Origin of the sequence: Caulobacter sp. Root655, assembly GCF_001427665.1 — a bacterium.
GTDB lineage: Bacteria > Pseudomonadota > Alphaproteobacteria > Caulobacterales > Caulobacteraceae > Caulobacter.
In genome coordinates, this window is sequence record NZ_LMHC01000001.1 from 389,750 (window position 1) to 404,681 (window position 14,932).

A 14,932-nucleotide genomic window follows, 5' to 3' on the forward strand; every position below is an offset into this window, starting at 1 on the left:
CTACGCCCCCATCTCGGCGTCGGCCGGCGTGGTCATCAACGAGGCGATGCGGGCCTTGTAGCGGCCGGCCTCCGCCTTGAGGTCCTCGTCGTTCTTGAGCGCCGCGCCATGCACCACGAAGGGCGTCTCCCAGACCATGCCGCACAGATAGGCCGTCTGCTCCAGCGGGCGCAGGAAGTCGTCCATGCTGAAGCGGTTGTAGCCGTGGGCGTGATAGGCCTTGGCCGCCCCGCCGGTGGTGCAGGCGGCGAACAGGCGCTTGCCGGCCAGGGCGTTGCCGTCGATGCCGTAGGCGAAGCCGTGCAGCCACACCAGGTCGAACCACTCCTTCAGCAGGGCCGGGGTCGAGTACCAGTAGAGCGGGAACTGCAGGGCGATGACGTCGTGGGCCAGCAGCTTTTCCTGCTCGGCCTCGATGTCGATCGCGAAGTCGGGATAGGTCTCGTAGAGGTCGTGGAAGGTGACCCCGGCCAGCCCCTTGGCGGCCTTGGCCAGGGCGCGGTTGGCGCGGGAGCGTTCAAGCGCCGGGTGGGCGAGGGTCAGCAGCACGCCCGAGGTGGCGGCCGCTTCCGTCCCGGTGCTAACTTCCCCTGGTTCAAGCTGGTCCGTCACGCCGCCACTCCAAGCATCGAAATTTTATTCATCAAGGGTTGAATTTCTTCGGCCGGCGGCTCAGAGCAATCGGCGAACGTCGCTCCGGGAGGAACCATGGTCGACAAGGTGAAGTCCACAGCCGCCGAAGCGCTGGCGGGTCTTTTGTTCGATGGCATGACCATCATGGCCGGAGGCTTCGGCCTGTGCGGCATTCCCGAGAACCTGATCGCGGCGATCCGCGAAGCGGGAGTCAAGGACCTCACGGTGGTCTCCAACAACTGCGGCGTCGACGGCTTCGGCCTGGGGATCCTGCTGGAGAACCGCCAGATCAAGAAGATGGTCTCGTCCTATGTGGGTGAGAACAAGCTGTTCGAACAGCTCTACCTGTCCGGCGAGCTGGAACTGGAGTTCAATCCGCAGGGCACCCTGGCCGAACGCATCCGCGCCGGCGGGGCGGGCATCCCCGCCTTCTTCACGCGCACCGGGGTCGGCACCCTGGTCGCCGAGGGCAAGGAAGTGCGCGACTTCGACGGCGAGCTCTATGTGATGGAGCGCGGCCTGGTCGCCGACCTGTCGATCGTCAAGGCCTGGAAGGCCGACGCGGAGGGCAACCTCGTCTACCGGAAGACCGCCCGCAACTTCAACCCGATGATGGCCACGGCCGGCAAGGCCACCGTCGTCGAGGTCGAGGAGATCGTGGCGATCGGCGCGCTCGACAAGGACGGTATCCACACGCCGGGCATCTATGTCGACCGCCTGATCCAGGGCGCCAGGTTCGAGAAACGCATCGAGCGGGTCACCACCCGTCCTCGTGACGAGAAGATTGGGGAGTCCGTGTAATGGCCTGGACGCGTGACCAGATGGCCGAGCGGGCCGCCAAGGAGCTGCGGGACGGCTTCTACGTGAACCTCGGCATCGGCATCCCGACCCTGGTGGCCAACTACATCCCGCGAGGCATGTCGGTGACCTTGCAGAGCGAGAACGGCATGCTGGGCATGGGCCCCTTCCCCTATGAGGGCGAGGAGGACGCCGACCTGATCAACGCCGGCAAGCAGACGATCACCGAGCTGGACTCCAGCTCGTACTTCTCGTCGGCCGACAGCTTCGCGATGATCCGCGGCGGCCACATCGCCCTGTCGATCCTGGGCGGCATGCAGGTCGGCGAGAACGGTGACCTAGCCAACTGGATGGTGCCCGGCAAGATGGTCAAGGGCATGGGCGGGGCCATGGACCTGGTGGCCGGCGTCAAGCGGGTGGTGGTGGTCATGGACCACTGCGAGAAGTCCGGCGCGCCCAAGCTGCTGCACCGCTGCTCGCTGCCGCTGACCGGCGCGGGCGTGGTCGACCTGCTGATCACCGAACTGGGCGTCTTCGAGATCAACCGCGGCAAGACGCCGGTGAAGCTGATCGAGCTGGCCCCGGGGGTGAGCGTCGACGAGGTCCGGGCCAAGACCGAGGCGGACTTCGAGGTCGGGGTCTAGCAAGCCTCCCCCTGTGGGGGAGGTGATCGCGAAGCGATCGGTGGGGGGAGGGATCGGCGGGCGATCCGATCTGAGGCGATCTTCCTAAAAATCCCCCACCGGCCTTCGGCCGCCTCCCCCACGGGGGGAGGATTTACTTCTCCGCCTTCCACGGCGTATCCGGCGGCAGCCCGGTCACCGGATCGCGCGGTACGGGCGCGAACCCCTGGGCGATGAACAGATCCGTGCGCCGCGAGCGCTTCCTGTCCAGCCGTATACTGACGATCTGCAGGTCCGACGTCGCCGCGAAATCCTGCTGGATCTTGCCGCGATAGGTTCCTTCCAGGCTGGCGATCAGCGCCCGCCGGCCCAGGGGCTCGGCCATCGGGGCCTCGGCCTCGGCCTGGTTGCGAGCGGCGATCTCGTGGACCCACATCCGCAGCGGCGGGGCCTTGGACGTGCCGAAATAGTCGCGGCCGTAATAGGCGGCGACGTTGAACAGGAAGCGGTCGTCGACGGCCACGGCGGTCAGGCCCTTGCCGGCCTTCTCCTCCTCGGCCCGGGCGATGATCGCCTGGACGGTCTGGTCCCAGCCGCGGGCCCGCTTGAAGCTGTTGGCCATGCCCATCGCCTCGGCGGTGCGCGGATTGATCACCCAGGTCAGGAACACCGCCGCCAGCACGGCCTGCAGGGCCAGGCCGCCGACCAGCCAGCGGCGGGCTTCCCAGCGCAGCAGCCAGGCCGCCACCAGCACCGAGCCGGCCACATAGGACGCGCCGGCCCAGTTGGCGTTGGCGCGCGACACGAAGGCCTGGGCCGCCACGGTGACCAGCGGCGGCAGGGCGAAGCACAGCAGCGTCACGTCGGCCGGCGCCAACCGCTTACGCGCCGCCAGCAGCAGGCCGCCGACCGCCAGCACGGCGAACGGCACGGGCCCGAACACCCCGAACTGCGAGCCGACGAACTGGACCAGCTCCATCGGGTTGAACAGCTTGCCCGACTTCCAGTTGGCGTTGGCGGCGGTGTGCTCCAGCGTCGAGAAATGATGATCGAGGTTCCACAGCATGTTCGGCGCGAAGACCAGGAACAGCACGGCGAAGAAGGCCGCCGCCATGGCCGGGGTCCAGGCCCGCCGGGCCTCGCGCGACAGGAACAGGTGGGCGCCCAGGCTGGCCAGGGCGTAGATCGCCGCGTACTTGCTGAGGAACGCCAGGCCCAGCGCCGCGCCCATGCCGGCCGCCACCCAGACGCGGACGCGGGGCGAGGCGGCGGGCAGGGCCACGCAGGCCCAGACCGTCAGGGCCAGGAAGAACAGCAGCGGCGTGTCGGTGGTGATCAGCACCGACGACAGCTGGATGCCCGGCATCAGGCTGAACACCGCCGCGGCCGCCAGTCCGACCCAGGTTCCCCCGCGCTGGTCGCCATAGAGCCGCGCGGCGATGCGCGAGACCGCCAGGGCCGTGCCGGCGTTGAGCAGGGGCGAGCTGATCCGCAACCAGGCCTCGGCGTCGCCGCCGATGTGGGTGGTCGCCCAGATCAGCCAGGCGATCATCGGCGGCTTGGAGAAATAGCCGAAATCCAGGTGGCGCGACCACAGCCAGTACTGGGCTTCGTCCGGGTACAGTTCCAGCGGTGTCAGGAACAGCGCCAGCACCCGGAATAGCGTCAGGGCGCCCACCAGAATCAGCGTCAGCCGCCAGGCGCGCGCTTCGGTCGGCCGCGCCATTTCATCAAGGGCCACGCTGATTTCTCCCGCATAAGTAAGAGGACGCTGACTAAATGTGTTGCAACGGCGCCGTCTACGTTGGGTTTATCGGCGATCGTGGCTATTCCGTCACCAAACCTTCTAAATACGCCGCTAAAGAGCCTCTCAATGACGTGGTCAGATGGGCTTCATGCACCCCGCCACGTCCGGAATGAGGGGTAGATCAAAATGATGACGAAAAAGCTCGCCTGTCTGGCGTCGACCGCCCTGGTCGGTTGCCTGCTGAGCGCCACCGCCGCCATGGCCCAATCGACCGGCACCGAGGCCGTCGAACAGGTCGTGGTCACCGCTTCGACGCTCAAGAACCAGAATGGCACGATCGTCGCGCAGACGGTTCCGAAGTCGCGCTCGACCATCACGCAAGACTTCATTGCGCGCCAAGTGCCGGGCCAGACCGTCCTGGATTCCCTGAACCTGCTGCCGGGCGTCAACTTCACCAACAACGACGCCTACGGCTCGGCCGGCGGCGACATCACCATTCGCGGCTTCGACTCGCAACGCGTCGCCCTGCTGCAAGACGGCATCCCGCTGAACGACAGCGGCAACTACGCCATCTATCCGAACCAGCAGATGGACTCGGAACTGATCTCCAAGGTCGACGTCAACCTGGGCACCACCGATGTCGACAGCCCCACGGCCGCGGCGGCCGGCGGCACCATCAACTACATGACCCGCAAGCCGAAAGACGACTTCGGTGGCGTGTTCGAAGCCCAGGCCGGCGACGGCAACTTCCGCCGCTTCTTCGGCGTGATCGACACCGGCAAGATCGGCCCCTGGGGCACCAGCGCCTGGTTCAGCGCCGCCGACGCCATCAACGACGTGTTCAACGGCCCGGGCAAGATTCACAAGACGCAGTACAACGCGCGAATCTATCAGCCGTTCGGCGACAACGGCGACTTCATCAGCCTGATCGCCAACTACAACAAAAACCGCAACAACTTCATCAACCGCATGACGCTGGCCCAGTTCCAGGCCGGAACCGGCATCGGCTACAGCCGCGCCACCTGCGCGCGTCCGACCCCGGTCGCCGGCACGGCTCAGGTCGATTTCAACGCCAGCACCTGCTACAAGAACAACATCAACCCGTCGAACACCGGCAACCTGCGCGGTCAGTCGTTGTTCCACCTCGGCGACAGCTTCATCCTGACCGTCGACCCCTCGTTCCAGTACACCCTGGCCAACGGCGGCGGTCGCACGCTGTTCAATGAAAACGGCAACGGCACCGGCAACGGCATCATCCGCGGCAGCGCCCTGACCGGCGGCCAGGACCTGAACGGCGACGGCGACATCCTCGACTCCGTGCTGCTGTATTCGCCGAACACGACGAACACCCGCCGCTACGGCGTCACCTCGTCGCTGATCTGGAAGTTCGCCGACAATCAGAGCTTCCGCCTGGCCTACACCTACGACGAAGCCCATCACCGTCAGACCGGCGAGTACACGACGTTCAACTCGGACGGCACGCCCAGCAACGTGTTCGGTGGCAAGGACGGCTACGGCAAGTCGATCAAGCTCTCGGACGGCAGCATCCTGCGTCGTCGCGATCGCGTCTCGATCGCCACCCTGAACCAGTTCTCGGCCGAGTACCGCGGCCGGTTCATGGAAGACAAGCTGCTGCTGAACGTCGGTCTGCGCGCCCCGTTCTTCAAGCGCCAGCTGCACAACTTCTGCTACCAGCTCGATACGTTCAACGCCTACTGCACCAACCAGGCGCCGATCACCCTCGCGGGCACCAACGACGGCAACGGCCAAACGCTGGTCAACCTGCCGGGTCAGCCCCTGGCCAACCAGTACGGCCGTCCGCGCGAGTTCACCCGCAAGTACGACAAGGTCCTGCCGAACGTCGGCGTCAGCTATAACCTGACCGACCGCCAGTCGGTGTACTTCAGCTACGCCGAGACCCTGTCGGCGCCGCGCACCGACGACCTGTACGATAAGAAGCTGACGAACCCGGACCCGGAAATCGCCCACGTCTACGACCTGGGCTATCGCTTCCAGTCGCCGACCGTCCTGCTGGCCGCCTCGGCCTACTACAACGACTTCACCAACCGCATCGAACGCGCCTTCAACGAGCAGGACAACATCGCCTTCTCGGTCAATGTCGGCGATGTGGTTCTGAAGGGCTTCGACGCCCAGTTCGGCTTCAAGCCGGAAGAATATCTCAGCTTCTACGCCTCGTTCTCGTACGTGGACTCCGAGCTGAAGGCGAACATCCCCGGCACCACCCTGAACTCGGTGCTGCCGACCAAGGGCAAGGAACTGTACGAAACCCCGAAGTATCAGGGCGCCGTGCGGGTCGACTGGGACATCACCGAAGCGCTCAGCGTCGGCGTCCAAGCCAAATATGTCGGCGAGCGTTGGACCAACCTGACCAACACCGAGAAGGTGCCGAGCTACGCGCTGCTGGACCTCGACGCCCGCTACCAGTTGGACGGCTTGGGCCTGAAGGACACGTACGTCCAGATCAACGTCAAGAACCTGGCCGACGAGAAGTACCTCGGCGACCTGGCGGTGAACCCGTCGGGCACGGGCCTGGGCCAACCGGGCTATCCGCGTACGGCCAGCATCACCCTGCACGCCGCGTTCTAAGAACGACCCGCAGCGGAACGGAAATGGGGGCGGTCCGGAAACGGATCGCCCTTTTTCTTTTGTCGCACCAGTTTGCTAGAAGGGCGGCTTGACCCGAGGGCCATCTCGGCCCATTTGCGCCTCCCTCCTTGATCCAGGTTCCGTTCATGATTTCGACCGTTCCCGCCGAGTGGGCTCCGCACCGCGCCATGTGGGTGGGTTTCCCCAGCCACGCCGAGCTGTGGCGGGAAGACCTCGACCAGGCCCAGGCCGAGGTGGCCGCCCTGGCCCGCGCCCTGGCCGGTCCCGGCGGCGAGCGCGTGCGGCTGATGGTGGTCGGCGACGAGGCCGAGGCCGCCGCCGCCGCCCTGCTGGGCGACACGGACGTCGAGATCGTCCGTGGCCAGTTCGGCGACATCTGGCTGCGCGACACCGGCCCGATCTTCATCGAGACCGCCGGCGGGGCCGTCGCGGCCGGCTTCCAGTTCAACGGCTGGGGCGGCAAGTACCAGATGGAGGGCGACGACATCGTCGCCGAGCAGATCGCCGCCGCCTCGGGCGCGCCGCTGGCCCGCAACGACTTCGTCCTGGAGGGCGGGTCGCTGGACCACGACGGCTCGGGCACGATCCTGACCACCCGCCAGTGCCTGCTGAACGCCAATCGCAACGCCGACTGGGACGAAGCCACGGCCAGCGCCGCCCTGGCCGCCGCCCTGGGCGCCAAGAAGCTTCTGTGGCTGGGCGACGGCCTGCTCAACGACCACACCGACGGCCATGTCGACAACCTGGCCCGTTTCGTCGCGCCGGGCGTGGTGGCCTGCCCGATGGCCTTCGGAGCCGACGACCCCAACGCCGAGGTCTATGCGCAAACCGCCAGGACGCTGGCCGCGATGACCGACAGCCGCGGTTCGCCCCTGCAGGTGATGCGCATCCCCTCGCCGGGCCGCATCCTGGACGAGGACGGCGAGATCATCCCGGCCTCGCACATGAACTTCCTGATCGCCAACGAGGCGGTGATCGTGCCGATCTACGCCGAGGAGTCGGGGGCCTTCGCCGTCGAGGTGATCAGCGGCCTGTTCCCCGAGCGCGAGGTGATCGGCCTGCCGTCGACCGCGATCCTGACCGGTGGCGGTTCGTTCCACTGCATCAGCCAGCAGGAGCCCGGCGAATGACCCGTACGCTCAGCGTCGCCGCCATCCAGACGTCCTACGGCATGGATCTGGCGGCCAACATCAAGAAGACCGAGGGCTTCATCCGCGAAGCCGCCGCCGGCGGCGCGCAGGTGATCCTGCCGTCCGAGCTGTTCCAGGGGCCCTATTTCTGCGTGACGCAGGAGGAGCGCTGGTTCGCGCAAGCCCATCCGTGGCGCGAGCATCCGGTGGTCAAGGCCATCGCTCCCCTGGCTGGCGAACTGGGCGTGGTCATCCCGATCTCGATCTTCGAGCGCGAAGGCCCGCACTATTTCAACAGCCTGGTGATGGCCGACGCCGACGGCGCGTTGCTGGGCGTCTATCGCAAGAGCCACATCCCCGACGGCCCCGGCTACCAGGAGAAGTACTATTTCCGGCCGGGCGACACCGGCTTCAAGGTCTGGGACACACGCTTCGGCCGCCTGGGCGTCGGCATCTGCTGGGACCAGTGGTACCCGGAGGCCGCCCGCGCCATGGCGTTGGCGGGGGCCGAGTGCCTGTTCTACCCCACCGCCATCGGCAGCGAGCCGCACGACCCGACCCTCAACACGACCTTGCCCTGGCAGCGGGCCATGCAGGGCCACGCGGTCAGCAACGTGATCCCGGTGGTCGGGGCCAACCGCATCGGCTTCGAGCCGTGGGAAGGCTATCCGAACGGCGGCCAGAGCTTCTACGGCTCCAGCTTCATCGCCGACCATCGCGGCGATCTGGTCAGCGAGCTGGGCCGGGACGACGAGGGGATCGTGGCCTCGACCTTCGACCTGGATTTCCTGCGGACCCACCGCGCGGCCTGGGGCTTCTTCCGCGATCGCCGGCCGGACCTGTACGGGGCGCTGGCGACGGGGCGGCCGGTTTAAAACTCACCCTCTCCCCATGGGAGAGGGTTCGTTATGAGCACCCCGTCGGGGCCCCGCTCGTCCGCGACGCCGCCACCTCGGCCTTGGCCGTGGCGAGATCCGCCTCGAACGCCGCGTTCTGGTGCAGTTTCGACACCATCGCCGAGCCCAGGTAGCGGCCGGCCTCGATGTCGCTCTGGAAGTGCACGCCGCAGATGATCCGGCTGTCGCCGAACTCGCGTCCGCGCGCCAGGACGGCGCTGGCGTGCTCGGGCGCGACCTCGGAGATCACCAGGGCCCACGACCAGCCGATCAGCCCGTGGCCGGACGGATAGGAGCCGTCGGTCTCGATCCATTTCTCGCGCGGCACGCAGATCGGCTTCTTGTTACCCACCGGCGGTCGCGGACGCCGGAACGCCGCCTTGGCCGGCTGGTAGAGCGTCGCCGCGTCGTCGGTCATCCGCAGCAGCATGCGGGTCAGGGTGGGGGTGGCCTCCGGACTGATCGTCGCGCCGGCGGCGCAGGAAAAGCTCTTGAAGCCCTGCTTGCCCGACAGGTCGGCGTCGGCGATCGCCTTGTCCCAGGCCGGCGTGCCGACCAGCTTGCGGGTTTCGTTGAAGGTCGCCCGGTCCGCCTTGCCCCGGGCCGAGTCCGGGGTCGGCGGCGGGCCGAGGATCGTCGCGCCGTCGAGACCCGGATTGGGGCCCAGATAGCCCTTGGGCGGCGTGGTCCAGCTGGCCGAACTGGCCGTCTTGGCCGGGGCGGCGGTCGGCGGGGAGAAGGCGTCGCGGATCGGCGCGCACCCGGCGACCAGCAGGCCGGCGAGAGTGATGGCGAGCAGGGCGTTGCGGGTCACGGGCGGTCTCCATCCGGTCATCCGCTCACAGAACGGCGACGATCGACCGCGTCAAGGCATGAAGCGCCTTGACGGATAGATATGTTATTTCATAACACATCTTAACGGTCGCTCCCTCGGCCAAGCTTGTCGGATTTCGCCCATGTCCCGTCGCGTCCTTTTCTCCGCCGCGAGCCTGCTGGCGGTCGCCCTCGTCGCGCCGCTGGCCCAGGCCGCCGAGACCCCGGCCGCCGTGGCCACCGGCGTCGCCCCCGAAGCGGGCGCGGGACCAGACGCCGTCGACAAGGTCGTGGTCACCGCCGCCCCCTACGCCGTGTCGCTCGACACCGTGACCAGCAGCGTCAATGTCATCACCCGCGACCAGCTGGACGTCGCCCCGGCGGCCGGCATCGGCGACATGCTCAACGGCCTGCCGGGCCTGCGCTCCACCTTCTACGGCCCCGGCGCCTCGCGGCCGGTGATCCGCGGCCTGTCGGGTCCCCGGGTGATGGTGCTGCAGAACGGGGTCGGCCAGGTGGACGCCAGCGCCCTGTCGCCCGACCACGCCGTGGCCAGCGACCCGGGCGAGGCCTCGCGCATCGAGGTGCTGCGCGGCCCCTCGACCCTGGCCTATGGCGGCTCGGGCATCGGCGGGGTGGTCAACATGATCGACGAGCGCGTGCCGTCGACGCCGGCCGCCAACGGCTTCGAAGGCCGGCTGTCGGCCTCGGCCTCGTCGGTCGACGACGGCTACGCCTACTCGACCGCGATCAAGGCCGGGAAGGGCCCGTTCGTGTTCGCCGCCGACCTGTCCAGCCGCCGCACCGACGACTACGACGTGCCCGTCGCCCCGGTCTCGGCCCGGCTGGCGGCCCGCGACGGCCTGACCGTCGATCCCGACAAGACCGTCAAGAACACCGACGTCGAGGTCGACGCCTACGGGGCCGGCGTCTCCTACGTCCACGACCGCGGCTTCTTCGGCGTGTCGGTCAAGCGCACCGACACCACCTACGGCGTGCCCTACGAGCAGATCCTGGCCCCGATCGACCCCAACGCCGAAGGCCCGGTCTCCATCCACCTGCAACAGACCCGCTACGACCTGCGCGGCGAGCAGGAACTGGACAATCCGTGGTTCGAGAAGGTCCGGGTCTCGATCGGCCACGCCGATTACGAGCACGCCGAGGTCAGCGTCGAGGACGGCGAGGTCGGCACCCGCTTCCTGTCGAACGGGACGGAAGGACGCGTCGAGCTGGTCCATCGCGAGCATGACGGCCACCAGGGGGCCATCGGCTTCCAGGCCCTGTCGCGCAGCTTCGAGGCGATCGGCGACGAGGCCTTCGTGCCCTCGACCGACATCAAGGAGTACGGAATCTTCACCCTGCAGCGCCTGGACCGCGGGACCTGGGGGATCGACGCCGGCCTGCGCTTCGATACCCGCTCGCTGAAGACGCCCGACGAGAAGCGCGATTTCGACAACATCTCGGCCTCGCTCGGCGTGTTCCTCAAGCCCACCGACCAGCTGTTCTATGCCCTGACCCTGTCACGCAACGGCCGGGCCCCGACCGAGTTCGAGCTGTTCGCCAACGGTCCGCACCCGGGCACTGGCGGTTTCGAGGTGGGCGACGACACCCTCGACAACGAGACCGTGACCTCGCTGGAGGCCACCGTCCGCTGGAAGGGCGAGCGCCTGCGCGCCGAGGGCCACCTGTGGGCCGCCAAGTATGGAAGCTTCATCGAGGAGGCCCCGACCGGCGCGGTCGAGGACGACCTGCCCGTCTACCAGTACTTCCAGACCAAGGCCGACTTCCACGGGGCCGAGTTCGAGGCCAGCTACGACGCCTGGCGCGGGGCGACCCAGTCGATCCGCCTGGAAACCACCTTCGACTGGGTGCACGGTGAGACCGACGCGGGCGTGCCGGCCCGCATCCCCCCGTGGTCGCTGGGCGGTTCGGTGGTGTGGAACATCCCGCGCGTCGAGACCACCCTGGAGGTCCGCCGCGTCGCCGAGCAGGACCGGGTGGCCGATTTCGAACTGCCCACCGACGGCTATACGGTGGTCAATCTGAAGGCGACGTTCAAGCCGATCGAGAACTCGCCGCTGCGCCTGTTCATCGACGGCCGCAACCTGACCAACGAGGAGACCCGCGAGCACGCCTCGTTCCTCAAGGACATCGCCCCGTCGCCGGGTCGATCGGTGCGGGCGGGCGTGGCCTGGAAGTTCTAGAGCCCGACCTGATTGCATCAGGCCGGGACTCTAGATTTCTGTTTTGGCGCATTTTCTTCACGCGAACCGGAATCCACTTCGCTCGAAAATGCTCTAGGCGGGCGGAACTCCCGCGCAGGGCGAACCAAGCGGGACCATAACGCCAAGGCGGAGGGGTTGATTGCGGGGCCCCTCCGGATCGGCTAGAAGCGCCGGACCTTTAAAGGCCGCCTGAGCGCAATAGGCGTCCGTTCATTAGCCTTTTGTCGAGCTGTTCATGGAAACGACCCAACCCGCCGGCGGGATCTCCGGCAACGTCCTGTTCTACAACTCGCCGGAGCCCCTGAGCCGCGAGCAACACGCCAAGCTGGGCCTGGTCCACAAGGACAAGCCCTACAGCTTCGCCCTCAGCGGCACCGCCGTGCCGCTCGCGGTCACCGAATTCGCGCCGGCCGCGCTGTCCTATCCGGTCATCTTCGCCGGCGAAGACCGCGTGCCGCTGGCCGTGATGGGCCTGAACACCGGCGAGAACCTGTTCGTCAAGGCCGATGGCGCCTTCGAGATCGGGGCCTACATCCCGGCCTATATCCGCCGCTATCCGTTCGTGCTGGCCAATGACGACGCGCAGGACCGTCTGATCGTCTGCATCGACCGCGGCTCCAGCCTGCTGGCCGAAGGCGGCGACACCCCGCTGTTCGACGAAAAGGGCGAGCCGACCGAATACACCCAGAACTGCATCAAGTTCTGCGACGACTTCGAAGTCGAACGCCGCCGCACCGACTCGTTCGTGCAACTGCTGAAGGACAACGACCTCTTCGAACTGAAGAAGGCGATCTTCACGCCGCAGGGCGCCAACGGCCAGCCGGGCGAGCCGCAGACCGTGGCCGAATATTTCGGCGTCTCGGAAGAAAAGCTCAACGCCCTGTCGCCGGAGAAGACCAAGGAGCTGCAAGCCAGCGGCGCCCTGGCCCAGATCTACGCGCACCTGGTGTCGCTGACCGGCTGGGACCGCCTGATCGCCCTGGCCTCCCAGCGCCAGGTCCAGACCGGCACGCTGAACTAAGCACGGCGCCTTCGGGCGTCGCGAAAGGCGGCGGATCCGAAAGGGTCCGCCGCCTTTTTCGTTTGGGGGTTGAAGGCTGAACCTAAAATCCGCTCATCCCGGCGAATGCCGGGACCCAGATCCCATAGCGGTGGGGATGATTGGATAAGCTCAGAGCCTTTGGCGTCAGACCCAGAGCTATTCCATCTGGGTCCCGGCGTTCGCCGGGATGAGCGGCGGTGGGAGGCCTTAAGCCGCCCGCCGAGCCTTCTTGACCTTGCTGATGGCGCGGTCGCGGCGCAGGCGCGACAGGTGGTCGATGAACAGCACGCCGGCCAGGTGGTCCATCTCGTGCTGGATGCAGACGGCGAACAGCTCTTCGGCCTCTTCCTCCACCGCTTCGCCCTGATAGTTCAGATAGGTCAGCTTGACCTTCGAGGGCCGCTCGACCGCGTCGTAATAGTCGGGCACCGACAGGCAGCCTTCCTCGTAGGCGAACAGCTCGTCGGACGACCAGGTGATCTTGGGATTGACGAAGTGGCGGGGCGCGGGCTCCTCGCCCTCGCGGGCCAGGTCCATGACGATGACATTGACCAGTTCGCCCACCTGGACGGCCGCCAGGCCGATGCCCGGGGCGTCGTACATGGTCTCCAGCATGTCGTCCATCAGGGCGCGCAGGGCGTCGTCGACGGCGGGCACGTCCTTGGAGACCTGCTTGAGAACCGCCAGATCGGCGGCGTTATCGACGGTGAGGATGCGACGGATGGCCATGATAAGTGTCAGGTAAGGGCCGCGCGGCCTGGGGTCAAGGCGACCTAAGGGCGCGGGGCGCCGTTCAGCCCAACACGGTCATGCTCAGGATTTGCCAAGCCAGCAGGCAGATGGCGCCGATCAGGATCAAGGCCGGTCCGCTCAGAGCCTTCACGCGCCCTTGCAGCAGCTTTTCGAAGCGCTCGGCGTCGATCGCCCGTTCGACCTTGGCCTTGCCGTAGGACTTGCTGACCAGCACGCCCGTGCGTCGCGCGTTGAGCACGGTCAGGCCTTGGGTCAGCAGCATGTAGAGCGACGCGATGATGGCGCCGGCGCAGGCGAAGAAGATCATCCGGCCAGCCTATGGTTTAGCTTGCAGCCTGGCAACCGAGGGTTCCGTCGCCGCCTCGCCCGCCAGCTTGATCAGCGGCCGCACCGCGCCCTCGACCGGCGTCAGCTCGGCGATTTCCTTGCCCTCGTGGTCCACCGACAGGTCCTCGAAGCGGCGGGCCTGGGTCAGGACCTGGCTTTCCAGCGAGCCGACGAACTGGTTGTAGCGGCCGACCGCCGCTTCCAGCGCCTTGCCCACCGAGCCGGCATGGGCCCCCATCACCGCGATGCGCTTGTAGAGCTCGCGGCCGACGGCGACGATGTTGGCGGCGTTCTTGGCCTGATCCTCGGCCCGCCAGCCGTAGGCGACCGCCTTGCACAGGGCGAACAGGGTGGTGGGGGTGACCAGCAGCACCCGACGGTCCATGGCCTCGGTCATCAGGTCGGGCAGGCGGTCCAGGGCGGCGGCCAGGAAACCGTCGCCGGGCACGAACATCGCCACGAAGTCGGGCGAGCCCTCGCTGGCGAACTGGTCCCAATAGGCCTTGGCGGAAAGCCCCTGCATGTGGGCGCGGACGCTGGCGGCATGGCGGATGAAGGCCGCCTCGCGCAGGTGCTCCTCGGTGGCCTCCTGGGCTTCGAGGAAGGCGTTGAGCGAGCACTTGGCGTCGATCACGAACACCCCGCCGCCGGGCATCTTAACCTTCACGTCCGGGCGGCGGCGGCCCTCCTCGCTGTCGATGCTGAACTGCTCCTCGAAGTCGAAGCGTTTATTGAGGCCAGCGGCCTCAAGAACGTTACGTAAAGTCTGCTCGCCCCAGCGGCCCTGGACGCCGGCCCCGCGACGCAGGGCGGCCGACAGCTTGCGGGCCTCGAACTGGGTGGCGACCGAGGCTTCCATCAGGGCGTTGATCTGGGCCTTGAGGCCGCCGGTCTCCTCGGCGCGGGCTTTCTCGACGGCGGTGACCTGGGCCTCGAACTTGGCCAGGGTCTCGGCCACCGGCTTGAGCTGGGCTTCGAGGCGGGCCTGGGAGAGCAGTTCGCGGCTCTTGAAGTTCTCCTCGGTGCGCTTGATCAGCGCCTCGGCGACGGTGTTGGCGGTCATGGTCGCCTGCTGGGCGGCCTGGGCGCGGATCAGTTCGCCCTGCGTGACCGCCTGGTCCTCCAGCAGCCGGGCCCGCTCGTCGGCCTGGACCAGCCGGGCGTTCAGCTCCCAGGCCCGGGCGTCGGCGCCGGCCGCGCGGCGCTGGCTGGCCAGGGCCCACAGCACGGCGACCACGGCGACAATCGCCAGCACGAGGGTGAGGATCAGGAACGGGTTGGAGAAGTTCATGCTCCGTTCTTAGCCGGAGTCGGGGG

The 14,932-nt window shown here is 67.4% G+C and carries 13 protein-coding genes; 7 read left to right on the forward strand and 6 right to left on the reverse strand.

The window, feature by feature from the left end; all coding sequences use genetic code 11:
* Nucleotides 1–612, reverse strand: coding sequence for an NAD(P)H-dependent oxidoreductase (locus tag ASD79_RS01770; protein ID WP_056719336.1), 612 nt, complete (start codon nucleotides 610–612; stop codon nucleotides 1–3).
* 96 nt (nucleotides 613–708) lie between these two features.
* Between ASD79_RS01770 and ASD79_RS01775 the strand changes: the two genes are divergently transcribed.
* Nucleotides 709–1,434, forward strand: coding sequence for a CoA transferase subunit A (locus ASD79_RS01775; RefSeq protein ID WP_056719337.1), 726 nt, complete (start codon nucleotides 709–711; stop codon nucleotides 1,432–1,434).
* On the forward strand, nucleotides 1,434–2,075 hold the full coding sequence (locus ASD79_RS01780; RefSeq protein ID WP_056719338.1) for a 3-oxoacid CoA-transferase subunit B: 642 nt from the start codon (nucleotides 1,434–1,436) through the stop codon (nucleotides 2,073–2,075). Before ASD79_RS01775 ends, ASD79_RS01780 begins: the two co-directional genes overlap by 1 nt.
* A 133-nt stretch (nucleotides 2,076–2,208) precedes the next feature.
* On the opposite strand, the gene ASD79_RS01785 is transcribed toward ASD79_RS01780, so the two are convergent.
* Nucleotides 2,209–3,795, reverse strand: a complete 1,587-nt coding sequence (locus tag ASD79_RS01785; RefSeq protein WP_082584769.1) for a glycosyltransferase family 39 protein — start codon at nucleotides 3,793–3,795, stop codon at nucleotides 2,209–2,211.
* A 195-nt stretch (nucleotides 3,796–3,990) separates the two neighbouring features.
* Between ASD79_RS01785 and ASD79_RS01790 the strand changes: the two genes are divergently transcribed.
* The 3 genes from ASD79_RS01790 to aguB all read left to right on the forward strand — a co-directional run bounded on the left by ASD79_RS01790 (nucleotide 3,991) and on the right by aguB (nucleotide 8,434).
* On the forward strand, nucleotides 3,991–6,408 hold the full coding sequence (locus tag ASD79_RS01790) for a TonB-dependent receptor (RefSeq protein WP_156400362.1): 2,418 nt from the start codon (nucleotides 3,991–3,993) through the stop codon (nucleotides 6,406–6,408).
* A 146-nt stretch (nucleotides 6,409–6,554) separates the two neighbouring features.
* A complete protein-coding gene (locus tag ASD79_RS01795) occupies nucleotides 6,555–7,559 on the forward strand; it encodes an agmatine deiminase family protein (protein WP_056719855.1) in 1,005 nt (334 codons plus the stop codon).
* Nucleotides 7,556–8,434: an N-carbamoylputrescine amidase gene (gene aguB, locus ASD79_RS01800; RefSeq protein WP_056719341.1), complete on the forward strand. Its 879-nt coding sequence runs from the start codon at nucleotides 7,556–7,558 to the stop codon at nucleotides 8,432–8,434. Before ASD79_RS01795 ends, aguB begins: the two co-directional genes overlap by 4 nt.
* A gap of 31 nt (nucleotides 8,435–8,465) precedes the next feature.
* Here aguB and ASD79_RS01805 read toward each other — a convergent pair whose 3' ends face one another.
* The gene (locus ASD79_RS01805; RefSeq protein ID WP_056719342.1) at nucleotides 8,466–9,269 is read right to left on the reverse strand and encodes a phosphatase PAP2 family protein; all 804 of its coding nucleotides are present in this window, start codon (nucleotides 9,267–9,269) and stop codon (nucleotides 8,466–8,468) included.
* Between the two features lie 142 nt (nucleotides 9,270–9,411).
* On the opposite strand from ASD79_RS01805, the gene ASD79_RS01810 reads away from it, so the two are divergent.
* Nucleotides 9,412–11,472 carry a TonB-dependent receptor gene (locus ASD79_RS01810; RefSeq protein ID WP_056719343.1) on the forward strand — a complete coding sequence of 687 codons (2,061 nt, stop codon included), beginning with the start codon at nucleotides 9,412–9,414 and terminating at the stop codon, nucleotides 11,470–11,472.
* Between the two features lie 256 nt (nucleotides 11,473–11,728).
* Nucleotides 11,729–12,514: a SapC family protein gene (locus tag ASD79_RS01815; RefSeq protein WP_056719344.1), complete on the forward strand. Its 786-nt coding sequence runs from the start codon at nucleotides 11,729–11,731 to the stop codon at nucleotides 12,512–12,514.
* A gap of 228 nt (nucleotides 12,515–12,742) precedes the next feature.
* Here the strand turns inward: ASD79_RS01815 and def are convergent, their stop codons facing one another.
* The 3 genes from def to ASD79_RS01830 form a co-directional block, all read right to left on the reverse strand.
* On the reverse strand, nucleotides 12,743–13,264 hold the full coding sequence (def, locus tag ASD79_RS01820; protein ID WP_056719345.1) for a peptide deformylase: 522 nt from the start codon (nucleotides 13,262–13,264) through the stop codon (nucleotides 12,743–12,745).
* Nucleotides 13,265–13,328: 64 nt separating this feature from the next.
* Entirely contained in the window at nucleotides 13,329–13,595 is a 267-nt protein-coding gene (locus ASD79_RS01825; protein WP_056719346.1) for a hypothetical protein, read from the reverse strand.
* A 9-nt stretch (nucleotides 13,596–13,604) separates the two neighbouring features.
* Nucleotides 13,605–14,906, reverse strand: a complete 1,302-nt coding sequence (locus ASD79_RS01830; RefSeq protein WP_056719347.1) for a DNA recombination protein RmuC — start codon at nucleotides 14,904–14,906, stop codon at nucleotides 13,605–13,607.
* Nucleotides 14,907–14,932: the final 26 nt, after the last annotated feature.

Bases quoted from the DNA above. Each gene is read 5' to 3' on its own strand.
- ASD79_RS01775 (WP_056719337.1), top strand. From the start codon at position 709: ATGGTCGACAAGGTGAAGTCCACAGCCGCCGAAGCGCTGGCGGGTCTT.
- ASD79_RS01780 (WP_056719338.1), top strand. From the start codon at position 1,434: ATGGCCTGGACGCGTGACCAGATGGCCGAGCGGGCCGCCAAGGAGCTG.
- ASD79_RS01790 (WP_156400362.1), top strand. From the start codon at position 3,991: ATGACGAAAAAGCTCGCCTGTCTGGCGTCGACCGCCCTGGTCGGTTGC.
- ASD79_RS01795 (WP_056719855.1), top strand. From the start codon at position 6,555: ATGATTTCGACCGTTCCCGCCGAGTGGGCTCCGCACCGCGCCATGTGG.
- aguB (WP_056719341.1), top strand. From the start codon at position 7,556: ATGACCCGTACGCTCAGCGTCGCCGCCATCCAGACGTCCTACGGCATG.
- ASD79_RS01810 (WP_056719343.1), top strand. From the start codon at position 9,412: ATGTCCCGTCGCGTCCTTTTCTCCGCCGCGAGCCTGCTGGCGGTCGCC.
- ASD79_RS01815 (WP_056719344.1), top strand. From the start codon at position 11,729: ATGGAAACGACCCAACCCGCCGGCGGGATCTCCGGCAACGTCCTGTTC.
- def (WP_056719345.1), bottom strand. From the start codon at position 13,264: ATGGCCATCCGTCGCATCCTCACCGTCGATAACGCCGCCGATCTGGCG.
- ASD79_RS01825 (WP_056719346.1), bottom strand. From the start codon at position 13,595: ATGATCTTCTTCGCCTGCGCCGGCGCCATCATCGCGTCGCTCTACATG.
- ASD79_RS01830 (WP_056719347.1), bottom strand. From the start codon at position 14,906: ATGAACTTCTCCAACCCGTTCCTGATCCTCACCCTCGTGCTGGCGATT.